Below are 16979 nucleotides of genomic sequence, written 5' to 3'. Positions count from 1 at the left end.
GCCGGGATTGCCGATCCTGCGATGGCGCGACCCGGCGGATGGCTCGAGCGCAAGCGCGCCCTGTGGCGTTCGCGGGCAACCGCGCGCGATGCGGGCAGCGTGCTGCTGAGCCAGCGGCGCGTCTACATCCTGCCCACGCGCGCCGGCCTCGGCTTCTGCGCGCTGCTGCTCGTGCTGCTGATCGGCTCCATCAACTACAACCTCGGCCTCGGCTTCGGCCTGACGTTCGTCGCCGCCGCCTGCGCCCTCGTCGACATGGTGCAGACGACGCGCAACCTGGCCGGCCTCGTGCTCAGCCCCGGCCGCGCGCCCGACGTGTTCGCCGGCGAGGATGCGCCGTTCGAACTGCGCGTCAAGAATCCCACGCGGCTGGCCCGCTACGCCGTCTGGATCGATTTCGAGGACGTGCCCGAACCGCGCCAGGCCATCGACGTGGGGACGGGAGACGGCACGGCCGGCGGCAGCGCCACGCTGGTGCTGCGCACGCCGACGCACGCCCGCGGGTGGATGCGCCCGCCGCGCGTGCGCCTGTCCACGCGCTTCCCGCTCGGCCTGTTCCGCGCCTGGAGCTGGTGGCAGCCGGACAGCCGCGCGCTCGTCTATCCCTTCCCCGAGCAGGACGCGCCGCCGCTGCCGATGCAGGGCCGTCCCAGTCCGGACGGCATCGGCAGCGCGGGCAACGACGATTTCGGCGGCGTGCGCAGCTACCAGCCGGGCGATCCGCTGCGCCATCTCGCCTGGCGCCAGATCGCCCGGCTCGACCCGGAACTGGGCGGCCAGCTCGTCACCAAGCACTTCGAGGGCGGCACGGTCGACGAGCTCGTGCTCGACTTCGACGCGCTGCCGGCCCGGCTCGACGAGGAACTGCGCCTCGCGCGCATGGCCCGCTGGGTGCTGGAAGCGGAGCAGCGCGCCCTGCCCTACGCGTTCCACCTCGGCCGCATCCGCTACGACGCGGCCCTCGGCACGGCGCACCAGGCGGCCTGCCTGCGCGCGCTGGCGCTGTACGGCTTGCCGGGAGAGCCGGCGTGAGGGTGCCCCTGTCGCGCGACAAGCAGGACACCCTGCTGCTGATCGCCAGCAGCCTGCTCGTGCTGATGCCGCACGCAGCCCACCTGCCGGTCTGGGTGAGCCTGCTGTGCGGCGCCACCCTGGCCTGGCGCGCCGGCGTCACGCTGCTGGGCCGGCGCATGCCGTCGAACGTCGTCCTCGTGCCGATCGCGGCGGCCGCGATGTTCGGCGTGCTGCACAGTTATCACACCTTGCTGGGGCGCGATGCGGGGGTCGCCATGCTGGTGCTCCTCGTCGCCTTCAAGATGCTCGAGATGCATGCGCGGCGCGACCTGTTCGTCGTCGTGTTCCTGTGCTACTTCCTCGTCCTCACCAATTTCTTTTATTCGCAGACGATCCCGACCGCGCTGCTGATGCTGGCGTCGATCGTCGCGCTGCTCGCGACCCAGCTGTCGTTCCAGCTGACGGGCGCCGTCCCGCCGCTGCGCACGCGCCTGTGGATGGGCGCGAAAGTACTCGGCCTGGCGCTGCCGCTGGCGGGCGCCGCGTTCTTCCTGTTTCCGCGCATCGAAGGCCCGCTGTGGGGCATGCCGGACGACTCGCACGCGGCCCGCACCGGCCTGTCGGACACGATGGCGCCGGGCCAGATGTCGAACCTGGCCCAGTCGGAGGACGTCGCGTTCCGCGTGAAGTTCGACGGCCCCGTGCCGCCGCAACCGCAGCTGTACTGGCGCGGTCCCGTGCTGGGCAACTACGACGGCCGCACCTGGACCCGCGTGCGGCCGTCGCGGTTCGTGCGCCCGCAGCCGCTGTCGCTGTCCGTCGGCGGCAAGCCGGTGGGTTATGAGGTCACGCTGGAACCGTCGAACACGCGCTGGCTGTTCGCGCTCGAGATGCCGCGCGCGCTGCCCGACGTGCCGGGCCACGGCGTGGCGCTGTCCGGCGCACTGGAATTCCAGTCGCTCGACCCGATCGCCGAACGCGTGCGCTACGACCTCGTCTCGTTCGTGCAATACCGGCTGCAGCCGGAGGCGTCGCCCCTCGACGGGCAGTGGCTGACGCTGCCTTACGGGACCAATCCGCGGGCGCGCGCCGAGGGGCAGGCGCTCGCAAGCGAGCCCGATCCGGCGCGGCGCGTGGCGGCCGTGCTGCGCGAATTCGCGCAAGGCGGCTTCGTCTACACCTTGCAGCCGCCGCTGCTGCCCGGACGGGACGCCGTCGACGACTTCCTGTACGGCACGCGCGCCGGCTTTTGCGAACATTACGCGGGCGCCTTCGTGTTCCTGATGCGCGCGGCCGGCGTGCCGGCGCGCGTCGTCACGGGCTACCAGGGCGGCGAGATGAATCCCATCGACGGCTACCTCACCGTGCGCCAGTCCGACGCGCATGCCTGGGCCGAGGTCTGGCTGCCGCGGCGGGGCTGGGTGCGCGTCGACCCGACGGCCGCCGTGGCGCCCGAGCGCGTGCAGCACAGCTTGGCAAGCGCGCTGCCGGCCCCGGCGCCGTTCGGCCTCGAAGGCCTGGGCCGGCTGCTGCAGCCCGATCCGGATTCGCTGCTCGGCCGCCTGCGCTACGCGATCGGCGCCGTCAACAACGGCTGGAACCAGTGGGTGCTGAACTATACGCCGCAGCGCCAGCAGCACGTCGTGCAACGCTTGCAAGAAGGATTGTCCCATTGGCAAAGCCTGGCGCTGATCGGCATGCTCTGCGCCATGTTGTTCCTGGTAAGAAAATTCTCGCAGCGACGGAAAGCCGACCCCGTCGATGCGCTATACTCGGTCCTGTGCCAGCGCCTCGGCCAGCTCGGCCTGCCGCGTGCGCCGGACGAAGGGCCGACCGCATACGCCCGGCGCGTTGCCGATGCGGATTTGCCCCCTGAGCCCGGCGCGGCGGCGACGGAATTCCTGCGCCGCTACAGCGCTTACCGCTACGGATCGCAGGCCACCGGCACCGGCCTCGTCCCCATCCTGAGAGATTTGCTGTCCCGAGTTCGATGAAATCCTTCGTTCCACTGCTGCTTGCCCTGGCCGTCGGCGCCGGTGCGACGGCGGATGCGGTCGCCGCATCCTCGCTCCATCATTCCCATCCCGCCAAGGGCAAGTCCGCCAAGGCCGCGAAAAAGTCCGGCAAGCATGCGAAGACGGCGAAAGCCGCCGCGCCCGCCCGCCCCGCCATCGACTACGACGGCGAACCCGTCAACTTCGGCGAATGGCAGGCCGTGCAGGACTTCGAGGACGATATGGTGGCCCGCAACGGCTTCGAGCGCGCCCAGATCGACGACGTGGTCAAGCAGGCGCGCTTCATCGATTCCGCCGTCCAGCTCGTGAAACCGGCGCCGCCGGGCAAGCCCAAGAACTGGCGCGCGTACAGCGACCGCTTCATCGAGCCGATCCGCATCAATGCCGGCGTGCGCTTCTGGGCCGAGAACGAAGACACCCTCGCGCGCGCGGCGGCGACGTACGGCGTGCCGGCCGAGATCCTCGTCGGCATCCTCGGCGTGGAAACGATTTATGGCCGCGACACCGGGCGGTTCCGCGTCGTGGACGTGCTGACCACCCTCGCCTTCGCCTACCCCGAAGCGCCGAACCGGCTCGACCGCATGGCGTTCTTCCGCAGCGAGCTGGAGAAGACGCTGCTGCTGGCACGCAAGGAAAACATCGACCCGTTCTCGCTGCTGGGCTCGTTTGCGGGCGCCGTCGGCATGCCGCAATTCATGCCGGGCAATATCCTCAAGTATGGCGTGGACTTCGACGGCGACGGCATCGTCGACCTGCGCGGCTCCGCGGCGGATGCGATCGGCAGCGTGGCCAACTTCCTCGTCCAGCACGGCTGGGATCGCGACAACACGGGGCCGGCCGTCTTCCCGGCCGACGTGGCGCCCAGCCTCGCCTGGCAGCCGCTGCTGGGCGGCCTGGACGCCCGCTACCAGCCGGCGGAGCTCGACGGCGCCGGCGTCGCGACCCACACGGCCCTGCCGGGCGGCCGGTTGTATGGCCTCGTCGACCTGCAGAACGGCGCGGACCCGACGGAGTATTGGGTCGCAAACGCTAATTTTTTTGCTATTACGAAATATAACCGTAGTTATTTTTATGCCATGTCGGTGGTGGAGTTGGGCCGTGCGGTGCGGCTCGCACGCGGCATTTAGCTGCTCCGAACCAACAACTTTGTATCAATTTGTAACAGACTTGTCATAAATACTGCTGAGTTAATGCAGTCGTGACAACGTTATACCCCCGGGGAGTACCCACATTTCCGCTAGACAGTTCTCCTAGGAAACTGTGGGTCTTTCCCGATACCCCCTCTCAAGTTGTCATTCCACCATTCAATTCCGAAACGTGCGGCGGCGCATCGATAATTGCTTTACACTTAATTTTAAATAAAAAACAATTATCTCCCATGGTGAGTTTGTGAGAGAATTGCATTGCGGCTATTGTTGCGATGTGACAACGAACTCAACAAAAGCCACTGATTTTTATTGCTCTTGAGTACTAAATTTGAAATTAGTTGTATAATTTAGTAGAAACTTTCACATCCTCAAGGACCTGGAAGTTTACCGTGAGCTCTGACAAACCCCTCATAGGAATAGTGACATCATGACGAACCAAGTCGGTATCGATATGAACAGCGATTCGGAAAACGACGAACTGCTGCAATACAACCCGAATCGCCTGCTCGACACCCTGATCGAGAACCTGCGCCTGAAGAACGACGCCGCCCTGTCGCGCGCGCTGGAAGTCGCGCCGCCGGTGATCTCGAAGATCCGCCACCACCGCCTGCCAGTCGGCGCTTCGCTGCTGATCCGCATGCACGAAGTTTCCGACCTGTCGATCCGCGACCTGCGTTACCTGATGGGCGACCGCCGCGCCAAGTTCCGCATCAGCGACAAGCAGTTCAAGCCGAAAGACAAGGACGCCAGCGGCAGCGGCCTCGATCAATAATGAAGGACGCCAGACCGGACGGCGGCCCTTGATGCCGCCGCACCGGAGCAGGAATGACTGCCCCACATCGTAGTGGGATGGGGAGACCCAGCGCCGAGAACCCGCGCCGGGCACAATGACGATCAGGCGGGAAACACACCCGTCGACAAATAACGATCACCGCGGTCGCAGACGATGAATACGATCGTCGCATTCTCGACCGTCTGCGCGATCCGCAAGGCGATTTCGCAGGCGCCGGCCGCGGAAATACCGCAGAAAATACCCTCTTCGGCCGCCAGCCGGCGCGCCATCTGTTCCGCCGCGGCCTGCGTCACGCTCTCGACCTGGTCGATGCGCGACTTGTCGAAGATCTTCGGCATGTACGCTTCCGGCCATTTGCGGATGCCCGGGATCGACGATCCTTCTTCTGGCTGGGCGCCGACGATGCGGACCGCCTCGTTCTGTTCCTTCAGGTAGCGCGACACGCCCATGATCGTGCCGGTGGTGCCCATCGCACTGACGAAGTGGGTGATGCGGCCGTCCGTATCGCGCCAGATTTCCGGCCCCGTCGTCTCGTAGTGGGCGCGCGGATTGTCCTGGTTGCCGAACTGGTCGAGGATGATGCCCTGCCCGTCCTTCTGCATCTGCTCGGCCAGGTCGCGCGCGTATTCCATGCCGCCCGTCTTGGGCGTCAGGATGATCCGGGCGCCATACGCGGCCATGCTCTGGCGGCGCTCCACCGACAGGTTGTCCGGCATGACCAGCACCATCTTGTAGCCGCGGATCGCCGCCGCCATCGACAGCGCGATGCCCGTGTTGCCGCTCGTCGCTTCGATCAAGGTGTCGCCGGGCTTGATCTGGCCGCGCGCCTCGGCCCCGCGCAGCATCGACATCGCGGCGCGGTCCTTGACGGAACCGGCCGGGTTGTTGCCTTCGAGCTTGCCGAGGATAACGTTGTTGCGGGCCGCCGCTTCCGGCCCGGGGATGCGCACCAGCTGCACCAGCGGGGTATTGCCGATCGTGTCTTCGATGGTCTTGTATGCCATTGCCTACTCTTTGCGAACGCGAAAGCGTCATTCTAATCCGAGTTCGAGTGGCGCGTACGGGCCGGGGCCGGGTCCGGCCGCAAAATACTTTTGTACAAAACAAAAACCCCGCGCGCGGCGGGGTTCTCATGCGGGGTGCGGACCGTCAGGTGGCCGATTTGCCGGCCTTCATGTCGGCCGGCTTGGCGCTGCTCTTGGCCGGTTTGGCGGTCTTCTCGGCCGGCGCGGCCTTCTCGGCGGACGCGGCCGCCATCGGTGCGCCTTCCTTCGACTGGCCGTTGACTTGCAGGCCGGCCTTCGACAGCTGGGCCGCGCGCTTGTCGGCGACGCCCTTCACGCGCTTCTGGAAATCGCTCCAGTCCTTGAAGTCGCCGCCCTTGGTGCGTGCGTCGATGATTGCCTTCGACATGGCCGGACCGACGCCCTTGACCGAATCCAGCGCGGCGGCATCGGCCTTGTTGACGTCCACCTGGGCGAACGCAAAGCCCATCGACGCCACCAGCGTGGCGACTGCAAGCATCAGCTTCTTGATCATCTCGTTTTCTCCATTATCGTCGGATGGCTGCCGGGAATGGCCGCCTGTTGCCATAACGGATGGACAGGACAATGGGTTGACGGCGCGGCTTGCGGGCGCACAATCAGACGTGCCCGTCGTCCTTGCGGCGCTGCGCGAACAACTCGTCGCGGGTGACGGTCGCCGTGCCCAGCTTGCCGACCACGATGCCCCCCGCCCGGTTCGCCGTCGCCAGCGCTTCCGGCAGCGGCACGCCCGCGCCCAGCATGGCGGCCATCGTCGCGATGACGGTGTCGCCGGCGCCGGAGACGTCGAACACTTCGCGCGCGTCCGCGTGCACGTGCAGGACCTCGCCGGCCGTGTACAGGCTCATGCCCTCTTCCGACCGGGTCAGCAGCAGCGCTTCCAGGCCGAGGTCCGTGCGCAGCATCTGCGCCTTTTCCGTCAGCTGCTCCTCGGTCTTCCAGCTGCCGACGATGCGCTTGAGTTCCGACTTGTTCGGCGTGAGCATCGTGGCGCCCGCGTAGGGCGTGAAATCGTCACCCTTGGGATCGACCATGACGGTCTTGCCGGCCGCGCGCGCGGCGCGGATCATCTCGGCCACGTTGACGAGGCTCCCCTTGTTGTAGTCGGACAGGACGATCACGTCATAGTCCGGCAGCAGCGCCTTGAACTGCGTGAGCTTGTCGCGCAGGGTCGTTTCCGTGGGCGCGTCCTCGAAGTCGATGCGGACCATCTGCTGCTGGCGCCCGATGACGCGCAGCTTGATGATGGTGGAGATCGCCTCGTCGCGCTTCAGGTAGCTGTGGATGCTCGATTCGCGCAGGATGCGTTCGACGTGGTCGCCCGCCTCGTCGGCGCCGACGACGCCCAGCAGGCCGCAATGCGTGCCGAGGGCCGCCGCGTTGCGCGCCACGTTGGCGGCGCCGCCCAGGCGCTCCTCGCGGCGCTCGATGCGCACGACCGGCACCGGCGCTTCCGGCGAGATGCGCGAGACGTCGCCGAACCAGTAGCGGTCGAGCATGACGTCGCCCACGACGAGCAGGCGCACGCGCTCCAGCTGCGGCGCTTCGGCCTGGCGGTAGCTGTCCGTGGGCAGCAGGCGGCTGGCGATGGTGCTGGTCATGCGCGCCTCACTTGCCCGTCAGGACCGAGCGGCCGATGCCGTGGTATTCGATGCCGAGGCCCGTCATCAGCGGCGGCTCGAACAGGTTGCGGCCGTCGATGATCACGGGGTGCTTCAGGCGCGCCTTGATCTGCTCGAAGTCCGGGCTGCGGAACGCCTTCCACTCGGTGACGATGACCAGTGCCTCGGCCCCGGTCAGCGCGTCCATCGGGGCCTGGGTGAAGTCGATGCGGGCGAGTTTCTCGTCGCCGAGATCCATGGCCAGCACGCGGCGCGCTTCGTCCATCGCGACCGGGTCGTACACGGCGACGGTGGCGCCGCGCTCGATCAGCTCGGCCAGCAGCACGCGCGACGGCGCCTCGCGCATGTCGTCCGTGTTCGGCTTGAATGCGAGGCCCCACACGGCGAAGCGCATGCCCGTCAGGTCCGCGCCGAAGCGCTGCACGACCTTGCGGCCCAGCACCTGCTTCTGGCGGTCGTTGACGGCTTCGACGGCACGCAGGATCAGGAGTTCCTGGTCGTACTGGCGCGCCGTGCGCTCCAGCGCCTGCACGTCTTTCGGGAAGCACGAGCCGCCGTAGCCGGCGCCGGCGTACAGGAAGCTGTGGCCGATGCGCGGGTCGGAGCCGATGCCGTGGCGGACCGCCTCGATGTCGGCGCCCACCTGGTCGGCCAGGTTCGCCAGTTCGTTCATGAACGAGATGCGGGTGGCGAGCATCGCGTTGGCGGCGTATTTCGTGAACTCGGCCGAGCGCACGTCCATCCAGTAGACGCGCTCGTGGTTGCGGTTGAACGGCGCGTACAGGAGCTTCATGAGGTCGCGCGCGCGGTGGCCCGCGGGGCTGTCGTCGTGGCCGATGACGATGCGGTCCGGACGCATGAAGTCTTCGACGGCGGCGCCCTCCTTGAGGAATTCCGGGTTCGAGACGACGGCGAATTCCATGTTCTCCTGGCCGCGCGTGCGCAGCTCTTCGCGCAGGGCCGCGGCGACGCGGTCGGCCGTGCCGACGGGCACCGTGGACTTGTCGACGATGACCTTGTAGCCGTCCATGTGGCGGCCGATGTTGCGGGCGGCCGCCAGCACGTACTGCAGGTCGGCGGAGCCGTCTTCGTCCGGCGGCGTGCCGACGGCGATGAACTGCAGCTGGCCGTGCGCGACGCTGGCCGCGACGTCCGTCGAGAACTGCAGGCGGCCGCTGGCGCGGTTGCGCGCGACGACTTCCTCCAGGCCCGGTTCGTGGATGGGAATGCCGCCGTTGTTCAGCAGGTCGATCTTGCGTTGGTCGACGTCGAGGCAAAAGACGTCGTTGCCGAGTTCCGCCAGGCAGGCGCCGGTGACGAGGCCGACGTAGCCGGTGCCGATAATCGTAATCTTCATGGTTCGCTTTTCGCTTAGTTCATCACATTCAGTTCTTCGGTGCGGCGCGGCGGATAAGTCTCCCACTTGCTGCACCCCGGGCATTGCCAGTAGTACTGGCGCGCCTTGAAACCGCAGTGGCTGCACTGGTAGCGCGCCAGCTTCTGCGTGTACCCGTGCACCAGGTTCTTCACCATCGACAGCTCTTCCCAGACGTTCGCCGGCGCATCCATCAGGCGCGCTTCCAGCAGCTTGTCGAGACCGAGCAGGGTCGGATTGCGGCGCAGCTCTTCCACCACCAGTTGTTTGGCAGCGTCCACGCCGTTGAGTTCAATGACGGCCTTGAAGACCACCTCGATCAGATCAATCGACGACGCTTCTTCGAGATAGGAGCGCAGCAGGTTGACGCCCTCCTGCGGGCGGCCAACGGCGCGGTAACCATCCATCAGGCGCGTGGCGACGAGGGCCGCGTGCGGCACGCTTTGCTGCTCCACGCGGCGCCACGTCTTCAACGCGCCCTCGATGTCGCCTTCGGCCTTGAGCGCATCGCCGCACAGCATCGTCGCGCGCACGCTCTTGCGGTCGGCCTGCAGGGCCTTGTCCAGCAGCGCCTTCGCTTCGTCGGACTGCATGTGCACGAGGGCGTCCTGCGCCAGCTCGCAATAGAACTGCGCGATTTCCTTGTGGTGGGCGCCGGCGCCCGATTCCATCAGGCCCTCGGCGGCGGCGATCGCGCGCCGCCATTCCTTCTCGCGCTGGAAGATTTCCAGCAGCGCGCGCCGGGCCTGCACGCCGTACTGCGTGTCGACAAGCAGGTTGAACGTTTCCTCGGCGCGGTCCAGCAGGCCCGCCTTCAGGTAGTCCATCCCGAGTTCGTACTGCGCATGCACCTGCTGCTCGAGCGGCAGGTCGGGACGCGACAACAGGTTCTGGTGGACGCGGATCGCGCGTTCCGTCTCGCCGCGGCGGCGGAACAGGTTACCGAGCGCGAAGTGCATGTCGGCCGTCTCCGGGTCCAGCTTGACGATCTCGATGAAGGCGTCGATCGCCTTGTCCGGCTGTTCGTTGAGAAGGAAATTCAGGCCCTTGAAGTAGCCGCGCGGGAGACTGCGCGATTCGGAGACGAGCTGCTTGATGTCGACGCGGGCGGCGATCCAGCCGAGGGCAAAAAAGACGGGGATGCCGAGCAGCCACCAGATTTCAAATTCCATATGTTGTTCTTATTGATTATCCTGTTACGTTCAGTCGAGCCGCGTCGGCCGCGCCATGTCAGCCGCGCGGCGTGACGCTGTCCGGCTGCGGTGCGCCGGCGGCGGTGCCGGCCGCGCTTTGCAGGGCCTGGATCGTGTGCTTGTGCTGCGAGCTTTCGCGGCGGTGGCGGAACACGGTCGGCGTCACGGCCAGGATGCCGAGGAACGCCCCGGCGATGAAAAACGCCAGCAGCATCAGCACCAGCGGCCCCCTCACCTCGTAGTTCAGGAAGAAGTGCAGGTCGACCTGGTGCGTGTTCTTCAGGGCGAAGCTGAAAAACAGGACGAACAACAGGCAACCGACGATGGTGGAGACGAGTTTCATCAGCAGGTCCCGAGTGGAAAGACGGCAAAGGCGCAGTGTCGCATATTTGAAACGATATTCATAGGACGGCCAGCCCGGCCGTTGTGTGTGCGCGGCGTGATTATACGTGGGTTGCACGACGGGCATCGGCGATGCAATGCGCGGTTACATTTTTCAAAAAAAAAACGGCGCCCCGGGTGGGACGCCGTCTTGTCGGCTCGACGCAGACGAATCAGTCTTCGATGATCGGCTGCCCGACCATCGCGTCGACCCGCTCGCGCAACTGCTTGCCCGGCTTGAAGTGGGGCACCCGTTTTTCGGGCACCATCACCTTGTCGCCGGACTTCGGGTTGCGGCCGATGCGGGGCGGCCGGCTGTTCAGTGCAAAGCTGCCGAAACCGCGGATCTCGATGCGCTGGCCGCTCGCGAGAGCGCCCGTCATCGCATCGAGGATGGTCTTGACGGCAAACTCGGCGTCTTTTGCCACCAGCTGGGAATAGCGTTCAGCAAGGCGGTTGATCAGCTCGGACTTGGTCATCTGCTTGGCTTCCGAAAGGAATTAACCTTTGATCAGTTTTTGTTGTCGAACTTGGCCTTCAGCAGAGCGCCCAGCGACGTGGTGCCGGTTGCTGCGCTGTTGTCCGAAGCCAGTTTCTGCATGGCTTCCTGGGTCTCGGCGTTGTCCTTGGCCTTGATCGACAGCTGGATGCTGCGTGCCTTGCGGTCGATGTTGATGACCAGGGCTTCGACCTTGTCGCCCACTTTCAGGTGGGTGCCGGCATCTTCCACGCGGTCGCGGGCGATTTCCGAAGCGCGCAGGTAGCCTTCGACTTCGTCGTTCAGCGCGATCACGGCGCCTTTCGGCTCAACCGACTTCACGGTGCCGGTGACCAGGGTGCCCTTGTCGTTCAGCGAAGCGAAGTTGTTGAACGGGTCGCCTTCCAGCTGCTTGACGCCCAGCGAGACACGCTCGCGCTCGACGTCGATCGCCAGAACGACGGCTTCCAGCTCGTCGCCCTTCTTGAAGCGGCGGACGGCTTCTTCGCCGGCTTCGGTCCACGACAGGTCGGACAGGTGCACCAGGCCGTCGATGTTGCCCGGCAGGCCGATGAACACGCCGAAGTCGGTGATCGACTTGATCAGACCCTTGACCTTGTCGCCCTTCTTGTGGGTCATGCCGAAGTCGTCCCACGGATTCGCCTTGCACTGCTTCATGCCCAGCGAGATACGGCGGCGCTCTTCGTCGATTTCCAGGACCATGACTTCGACTTCGTCGCCCAGCTGGACAACCTTGTTCGGAGCCACGTTCTTGTTGGTCCAGTCCATTTCCGAGACGTGCACCAGGCCTTCGATGCCCTGCTCGACTTCCACGAACGCACCGTAGTCGGTCAGGTTCGTGACCTTGCCGAACAGGCGGGTGCCTTGCGGGTAGCGACGCGACAGGCCGGTCCACGGATCGTCGCCCAGTTGCTTGACGCCCAGCGAGACGCGGTTCTTTTCCTGATCGTACTTGAGGACCTTGGCGGTGATCTCTTGGCCAACCGACAGGACTTCCGACGGGTGACGCACGCGACGCCATGCCAGGTCGGTGATGTGCAGCAGGCCGTCGATGCCGCCCAGGTCGACGAACGCACCGTAGTCGGTGATGTTCTTGACGACGCCGGTGACGACGGTGCCTTCCTTCAGCGTTTCCATCAGCTTCGCACGCTCTTCGCCCATCGATGCTTCGATGACGGCGCGACGCGACAGCACGACGTTGTTACGCTTGCGGTCCAGCTTGATGACCTTGAATTCCAGGGTCTTGCCTTCGAACGGAGTCGTGTCCTTGACCGGACGGGTGTCGACCAGCGAACCCGGCAGGAATGCGCGGATGCCGTTGGTCAGGACGGTCAGGCCGCCCTTGACTTTGCCGTTCACGGTACCGGTGACGATCTCGCCCGATTCCATTGCTTTTTCCAGAGCCAGCCACGATGCCAGGCGCTTGGCCTTGTCGCGCGACAGGATGGTATCGCCGAAACCATTTTCCAGCGATTCGATGGCCACGGAAACGAAGTCACCCACGTTGACTTCCAGTTCGCCCTGGTCATTCTTGAATTCTTCGATGGGGATGAAAGCTTCCGACTTCAGGCCGGCGTTGACGATCACGAAGTTGTGATCCAGACGCACGACTTCGGCGGAGATGACTTCGCCCGAACGCATGTCTTGACGGGCCAGCGACTCTTCGAAGAGTGCTGCGAAGCTTTCCATACCGGTATCTTGATTTGCTGCAGTAGCCATAAGTTTTGAGATGTTAGCCAGCAGATCGGCCATATGCGATCTGAACTGGGTCAAGTTGAACCACACCCGAGGCGACCGGCCCCGGGCACCCGACACGCCGCTCGCGCGGCGCTTGCTGCTTGGTTGCTGCTGATTCAGGGATGCGCATACCAGGCGAGTACCTGTTCGACGGCTTGATCAGCCGTCATTTGCGAGGTATCGAGGATGTGCGCCCCCTCCGCCGGCACCAGCGGGGCCACGGCGCGCTGGGTGTCGCGCGCGTCGCGGGCCTGCAAATCCGCCAGCAGATCGTCCATATTAGCAGAAAACCCTTTGTCAATCAATTGCTTATACCGGCGTTGCGCACGTGCCTCAACACTTGCAGTCAAGAACACTTTCAGCTTTGCGCCGGGAAAGATCACGGTGCCCATATCGCGCCCGTCCGCCACGAGGCCGGGCGTTTCGCGGAAGCTCAGTTGCAAACCGTACAATGCCTGGCGCACGCCCGGCAGGGCGGCGATCTTCGACGCGGTATTGCCCACGTCCTCGGCCCGGATGGCGTTGCTCACTTCTTCCGTGCCCAGATAGATATGGCCGCCGTTGAAGCGGACGTTCAGGTGCTCGGCCACCTTGGCGAGCGCGTGCTCGTCGCGCATGTCGGTGTCGCGGCGCAGCGCGGACAGCGCGGTGAGGCGGTACAGCGCGCCGGAATCCAGCAGGTGGAAGCCCAGGCGGTCGGCAACCTTGTGGGCCACCGTGCCCTTGCCCGAGGCGGTCGGGCCGTCAATCGTAATGACGGGAATATTCGTGTTCGACATGTACGTGTGTGTGGTTACCAGATTTATCCCATCAGGATAAGGTGTCTTGCGCGATTCCGGAAAACGTTTCGAAATAATCCGGGAACGTCTTCGCCACGCACTTCGGATCGTTGATGCGCATCGCGTTGCCGCGCCGCGCCGCGCCATCGAGCGACGCCAGCGAGAAGCACATCGCCATCCGGTGATCGTCGTAGGTGTCGATCGACGCCGGCGACAGTGTCTCGGGCGGCGTCACGCGCAGGTAGTCCTCGCCCTCTTCCACCGTCGCGCCGACCTTGCGCAGTTCCGTCGCCATCGCGGCCAGGCGGTCCGTCTCCTTCACGCGCCAGCTGGCGATGTTGCGCAGCGTGCTCGTGCCGTCCGCGTACAGGGCGGCGACGGCGATCGTCATCGCGGCGTCCGGGATGTGGTTGAAGTCCGCGTCGATGGCCTTGAGCACGCCGTTCGACTTCGCCTCGATCCAGTTGTCGCCCTTCGTGATCGTCGCGCCCATCGCCGCCAACGCGTCGGCGAAGCGCACGTCGCCCTGGATCGAATCGCGGCCCACGCCTTCCACGCGCACCGGCCCGCCGGCGATGGCGCCCGCGGCCAGGAAGTACGACGCCGACGACGCATCGCCCTCGACGTGGATGCTGCCCGGGCTCTGGTACTTCTGGCCCGGCTGCACGGTGAACGACGCCCAGCCGTCCTGGCCGACCGTCACGCCGAAGCGGCGCATCAGGTTCAGGGTGATCTCGATGTACGGCTTGGAAATCAGCTCGCCCACGACCTCGATCGTGACCGGGTGCGCGGTGGCCATCAGCGGCGCGGCCATCAGGAGGGCCGTCAGGAACTGGCTCGACACGTTGCCGCGCACGGCGATGCGGTCCGGCTGGACGCGGCCCGCGCGGATGTGCAGCGGCGGATAGCCCGGATTGCCGGTGTACTCGATGCTGGCGCCGACGGCGTTCAGCGCGTCGACCAGGTCGCCGATCGGGCGTTCGTGCATGCGCTCGACGCCGTGCAGGGTGTAGTCGCCGCCGATCACGGCCAGCGCCGCCGTCAGCGGACGGATCGCGGTGCCGGCATTCCCCATGTACAGGTCGGCCTGGCCCACGGGCAGGCGGCCGGCGGCGCCGTGCACGACGTGCGTGCGGTCGTCGATCCGCTCGCACCGGATGCCGAGCTTGGCGAGGGCGTCCAGCATGACGGACGTGTCGTCCGACGCGAGCAGGTCGTGGATGGTCGTCGTCCCTTCGGACAGCGCGGCCAGCAGCAACGTGCGGTTGGAGATGCTCTTCGATCCCGGCAGGCGTACGGTGCCCTGCACGCGCATCACGGGTTCGAGGTCGATGTGCTGGGGATAGATTTTAGACTGTGTCATTTTCCTGATTCCTGATCGGGCGCCGGCGGTTTTTCCGCGGCTTCGATCGCTTCGATCCACGCACGGCGGGCGCGCTGGGCGTTGGCGTAGGTCGCCTCCAGCGCGGCACCGTCATTGGCGGCGAGCCGCGCGCGGAGGTGTGTCAATTGAACGAGATAGGCATCCAGCTCGCCGAGCAGCGCGTCGCGGTTCGCGAGGCTGATGTCGCGCCACATTTCCGGCGAGCTGCCGGCGATGCGGGTGAAGTCGCGGAAGCCGCTGGCCGCGTACTGGAACAGCAGGTCGGCGTGCGGCTTGCCCGCGATGTCGTCGACGAGCGCATACGCCAGCAGGTGCGGCAGATGGCTGACGGCGGCGAACACCTTGTCGTGTTCCTGCGGCGAGAGCATGTGGATGACGGCGCCGCACGTGCGCCATGCGGCGGCCACGCGTTCCACCGCTTCCGGCGCGTTCTCCGGCAGCGGCGCCAGCACCGTCTTCTTGCCGCGGTACAGGTCGGGGATCGCGGCGTCCGGCCCGTTCGACTCGCGCCCCGCGATCGGGTGGCCCGGCACGAACTGCCTGAGCCGGTCACCCAGCGCGGCGCGCGCGGCCGCCACGACGTCGGACTTGGTGCTGCCCGCGTCCGTGACGATCGTCTGCGGCTCCAGGTACGGCAGCAACGAGGCCAGGATCGGCCCCGTCTGCGCGACGGGCGCCGCGATGAGCACGAGGTCGGCGCCACGCAGCGCGTCTTGCGGCGACGCCGCCGCTTCGTCGATGATACCGAGTTCGCGCGCACGCGCGAGCGCCTGCGCGGAGCGCCCGAGCCCGACGACGTGGCCCGCCGCGCCGGCCGCCTTGAGGCCCAGCGCGAACGAGCCGCCGATCAGGCCGACGCCGACGATGACGACTTTCGTGAACATCAACCGAGAGCCTTCTTCAGCGCCTCGATGAAGCGCGCGTTTTCTTCCGGCAGGCCGATCGAGATGCGCAGCCACTGCGGCAGGCCGTAGGCGCCGACCGGACGCACGATCACGCCCTGCTTCAGCAACGCCACGTTCACGCGCGCGCCGGCGCCATCGTCGTCGCCCACTTTCACGAGCACGAAATTGCCGTGCGACGGCACGTATTCCAGGCCCAGTTCCTCGAACGCCGTGGTCAGCTGCTTGTAGCCGGCGCGGTTGTTTTCAAAACCCTTTTGCAGGAACGCCTTGTCGTTCAGTGCGGCGATGGCGGCGGCCTGCGCCAGCGAATTCACGTTGAACGGCTGGCGGATGCGGTTCATCAGGTCCGTCACGGCCGGCTGGGCGATGGCGAAACCGACGCGCAGGCCGGCGAGGCCGTACGCCTTCGAGAACGTGCGCGAGACGATCAGGTTCGGGTAGTTGCGGACCCACTGCGTCGATTCGAACTGGTCCTTCGGCTCCAGGTATTCGTTGTACGCCTCGTCCAGCACGACGACGACGGAGGCCGGCACCTTGGCCAGGAACGCCTCGATCCCGGCGGCGGGGATGAACGTGCCGGTCGGGTTGTTCGGGTTGGCGATGTAGACGAGACGGGTGTCCGCATCGATGGCGGCTGCCATCGCGTCGAGGTCGTGGCCGTGGTTCTTGGCCGGCACCACGATGCCGCGCGCGCCGACGCCCTGCGTGGCCAGCGCGTACACGGCGAACGAGTACTGCGCGTAGACGACTGCCTGGCCCTTCTGCACGAAGGCGTGGGCCGCGATCTCGAGGATGTCGTTGGAGCCGTTGCCGAGCGTGATCCAGTCGGCCGGCACGTCGTAGCGCCTGGCCAGCGCGGCTTTCAGTTCGAAGCCGTTGGCGTCCGGGTAGCGGCCGAGTTCCGCGGCAGCGGCGGCCATCGCGGCCTTGGCCGATTCGGGCACGCCGAACGGATTCTCGTTGGACGCCAGCTTGACGATGTTGGCTTCATCGAGACCGAACTCGCGGGCGACTTCGGAAATGGGTTTGCCGGCCTGGTAGGGGGCGATGGCGCGGACGTAGTCTGGACCGAATTGCGACATGGGACTCTC

At 66.1% G+C, this 16979-nt stretch carries 16 protein-coding genes; 4 read left to right on the top strand and 12 right to left on the bottom strand.

What is annotated here, in order from left to right; all coding sequences use genetic code 11:
• Positions 1-21 precede the first annotated feature (21 nt).
• The 4 genes from ASC93_RS28305 (at position 22) to ASC93_RS28290 (ending at position 4949) form a co-directional block, all read left to right on the top strand.
• Positions 22-1032 (top strand): DUF58 domain-containing protein, encoded by a 1011-nt coding sequence (locus ASC93_RS28305; protein WP_056450685.1) that lies wholly within the window; start codon positions 22-24, stop codon positions 1030-1032.
• Positions 1029-3008, top strand: a complete 1980-nt coding sequence (locus ASC93_RS28300) for a DUF3488 and transglutaminase-like domain-containing protein (protein ID WP_229412905.1) — start codon at positions 1029-1031, stop codon at positions 3006-3008. Before ASC93_RS28305 ends, ASC93_RS28300 begins: the two co-directional genes overlap by 4 nt.
• On the top strand, positions 3005-4156 hold the full coding sequence (mltB, locus tag ASC93_RS28295; protein WP_056450615.1) for a lytic murein transglycosylase B: 1152 nt from the start codon (positions 3005-3007) through the stop codon (positions 4154-4156). The genes ASC93_RS28300 and mltB overlap by 4 nt, the downstream gene beginning before the upstream one ends.
• 448 nt (positions 4157-4604) lie before the next feature.
• The gene (locus tag ASC93_RS28290) at positions 4605-4949 is read left to right on the top strand and encodes a hypothetical protein (protein ID WP_082548403.1); all 345 of its coding nucleotides are present in this window, start codon (positions 4605-4607) and stop codon (positions 4947-4949) included.
• Positions 4950-5071: 122 nt separating this feature from the next.
• On the opposite strand, the gene cysM is transcribed toward ASC93_RS28290, so the two are convergent.
• The 12 genes from cysM to hisC form a co-directional block, all read right to left on the bottom strand.
• Complete coding sequence (gene cysM, locus ASC93_RS28285) at positions 5072-5974, bottom strand: cysteine synthase CysM (RefSeq protein ID WP_056450612.1); 903 nt, start codon at positions 5972-5974, stop codon at positions 5072-5074.
• A 145-nt stretch (positions 5975-6119) separates the two neighbouring features.
• Positions 6120-6509, bottom strand: a complete 390-nt coding sequence (locus ASC93_RS28280; protein ID WP_056450609.1) for a helix-hairpin-helix domain-containing protein — start codon at positions 6507-6509, stop codon at positions 6120-6122.
• A 103-nt stretch (positions 6510-6612) separates the two neighbouring features.
• The gene (rfaE1, locus tag ASC93_RS28275) at positions 6613-7614 is read right to left on the bottom strand and encodes a D-glycero-beta-D-manno-heptose-7-phosphate kinase (protein ID WP_056450606.1); all 1002 of its coding nucleotides are present in this window, start codon (positions 7612-7614) and stop codon (positions 6613-6615) included.
• 7 nt (positions 7615-7621) lie between these two features.
• Entirely contained in the window at positions 7622-8992 is a 1371-nt protein-coding gene (locus ASC93_RS28270) for a UDP-glucose/GDP-mannose dehydrogenase family protein (protein WP_056450603.1), read from the bottom strand.
• Between the two features lie 14 nt (positions 8993-9006).
• The gene (gene lapB, locus ASC93_RS28265; RefSeq protein ID WP_056450599.1) at positions 9007-10182 is read right to left on the bottom strand and encodes a lipopolysaccharide assembly protein LapB; all 1176 of its coding nucleotides are present in this window, start codon (positions 10180-10182) and stop codon (positions 9007-9009) included.
• A 58-nt stretch (positions 10183-10240) separates the two neighbouring features.
• Positions 10241-10546, bottom strand: coding sequence for a lipopolysaccharide assembly LapA domain-containing protein (locus ASC93_RS28260; protein WP_056450596.1), 306 nt, complete (start codon positions 10544-10546; stop codon positions 10241-10243).
• A 211-nt stretch (positions 10547-10757) separates the two neighbouring features.
• Positions 10758-11063 (bottom strand): integration host factor subunit beta, encoded by a 306-nt coding sequence (locus tag ASC93_RS28255; protein WP_056450593.1) that lies wholly within the window; start codon positions 11061-11063, stop codon positions 10758-10760.
• A gap of 32 nt (positions 11064-11095) precedes the next feature.
• A complete protein-coding gene (gene rpsA / locus ASC93_RS28250) occupies positions 11096-12802 on the bottom strand; it encodes a 30S ribosomal protein S1 (protein WP_082548402.1) in 1707 nt (568 codons plus the stop codon).
• A 134-nt stretch (positions 12803-12936) separates the two neighbouring features.
• The gene (gene cmk / locus ASC93_RS28245) at positions 12937-13599 is read right to left on the bottom strand and encodes a (d)CMP kinase (RefSeq protein ID WP_056450587.1); all 663 of its coding nucleotides are present in this window, start codon (positions 13597-13599) and stop codon (positions 12937-12939) included.
• Between the two features lie 31 nt (positions 13600-13630).
• A complete protein-coding gene (aroA, locus tag ASC93_RS28240; RefSeq protein WP_056450584.1) occupies positions 13631-14962 on the bottom strand; it encodes a 3-phosphoshikimate 1-carboxyvinyltransferase in 1332 nt (443 codons plus the stop codon).
• Positions 14959-15867 (bottom strand): prephenate dehydrogenase/arogenate dehydrogenase family protein, encoded by a 909-nt coding sequence (locus ASC93_RS28235; protein ID WP_056450581.1) that lies wholly within the window; start codon positions 15865-15867, stop codon positions 14959-14961. Before ASC93_RS28235 ends, aroA begins: the two co-directional genes overlap by 4 nt.
• Complete coding sequence (gene hisC, locus ASC93_RS28230) at positions 15867-16970, bottom strand: histidinol-phosphate transaminase (protein ID WP_056450577.1); 1104 nt, start codon at positions 16968-16970, stop codon at positions 15867-15869. The genes ASC93_RS28235 and hisC overlap by 1 nt, the downstream gene beginning before the upstream one ends.
• Between the last annotated feature and the right edge of the window lie 9 nt (positions 16971-16979).

Source organism: Massilia sp. Root335 (genome assembly GCF_001425685.1).
Lineage (GTDB): Bacteria > Pseudomonadota > Gammaproteobacteria > Burkholderiales > Burkholderiaceae_D > Telluria > Telluria luteola.
This window is presented reverse-complemented; position numbering and strand designations above follow the sequence as displayed.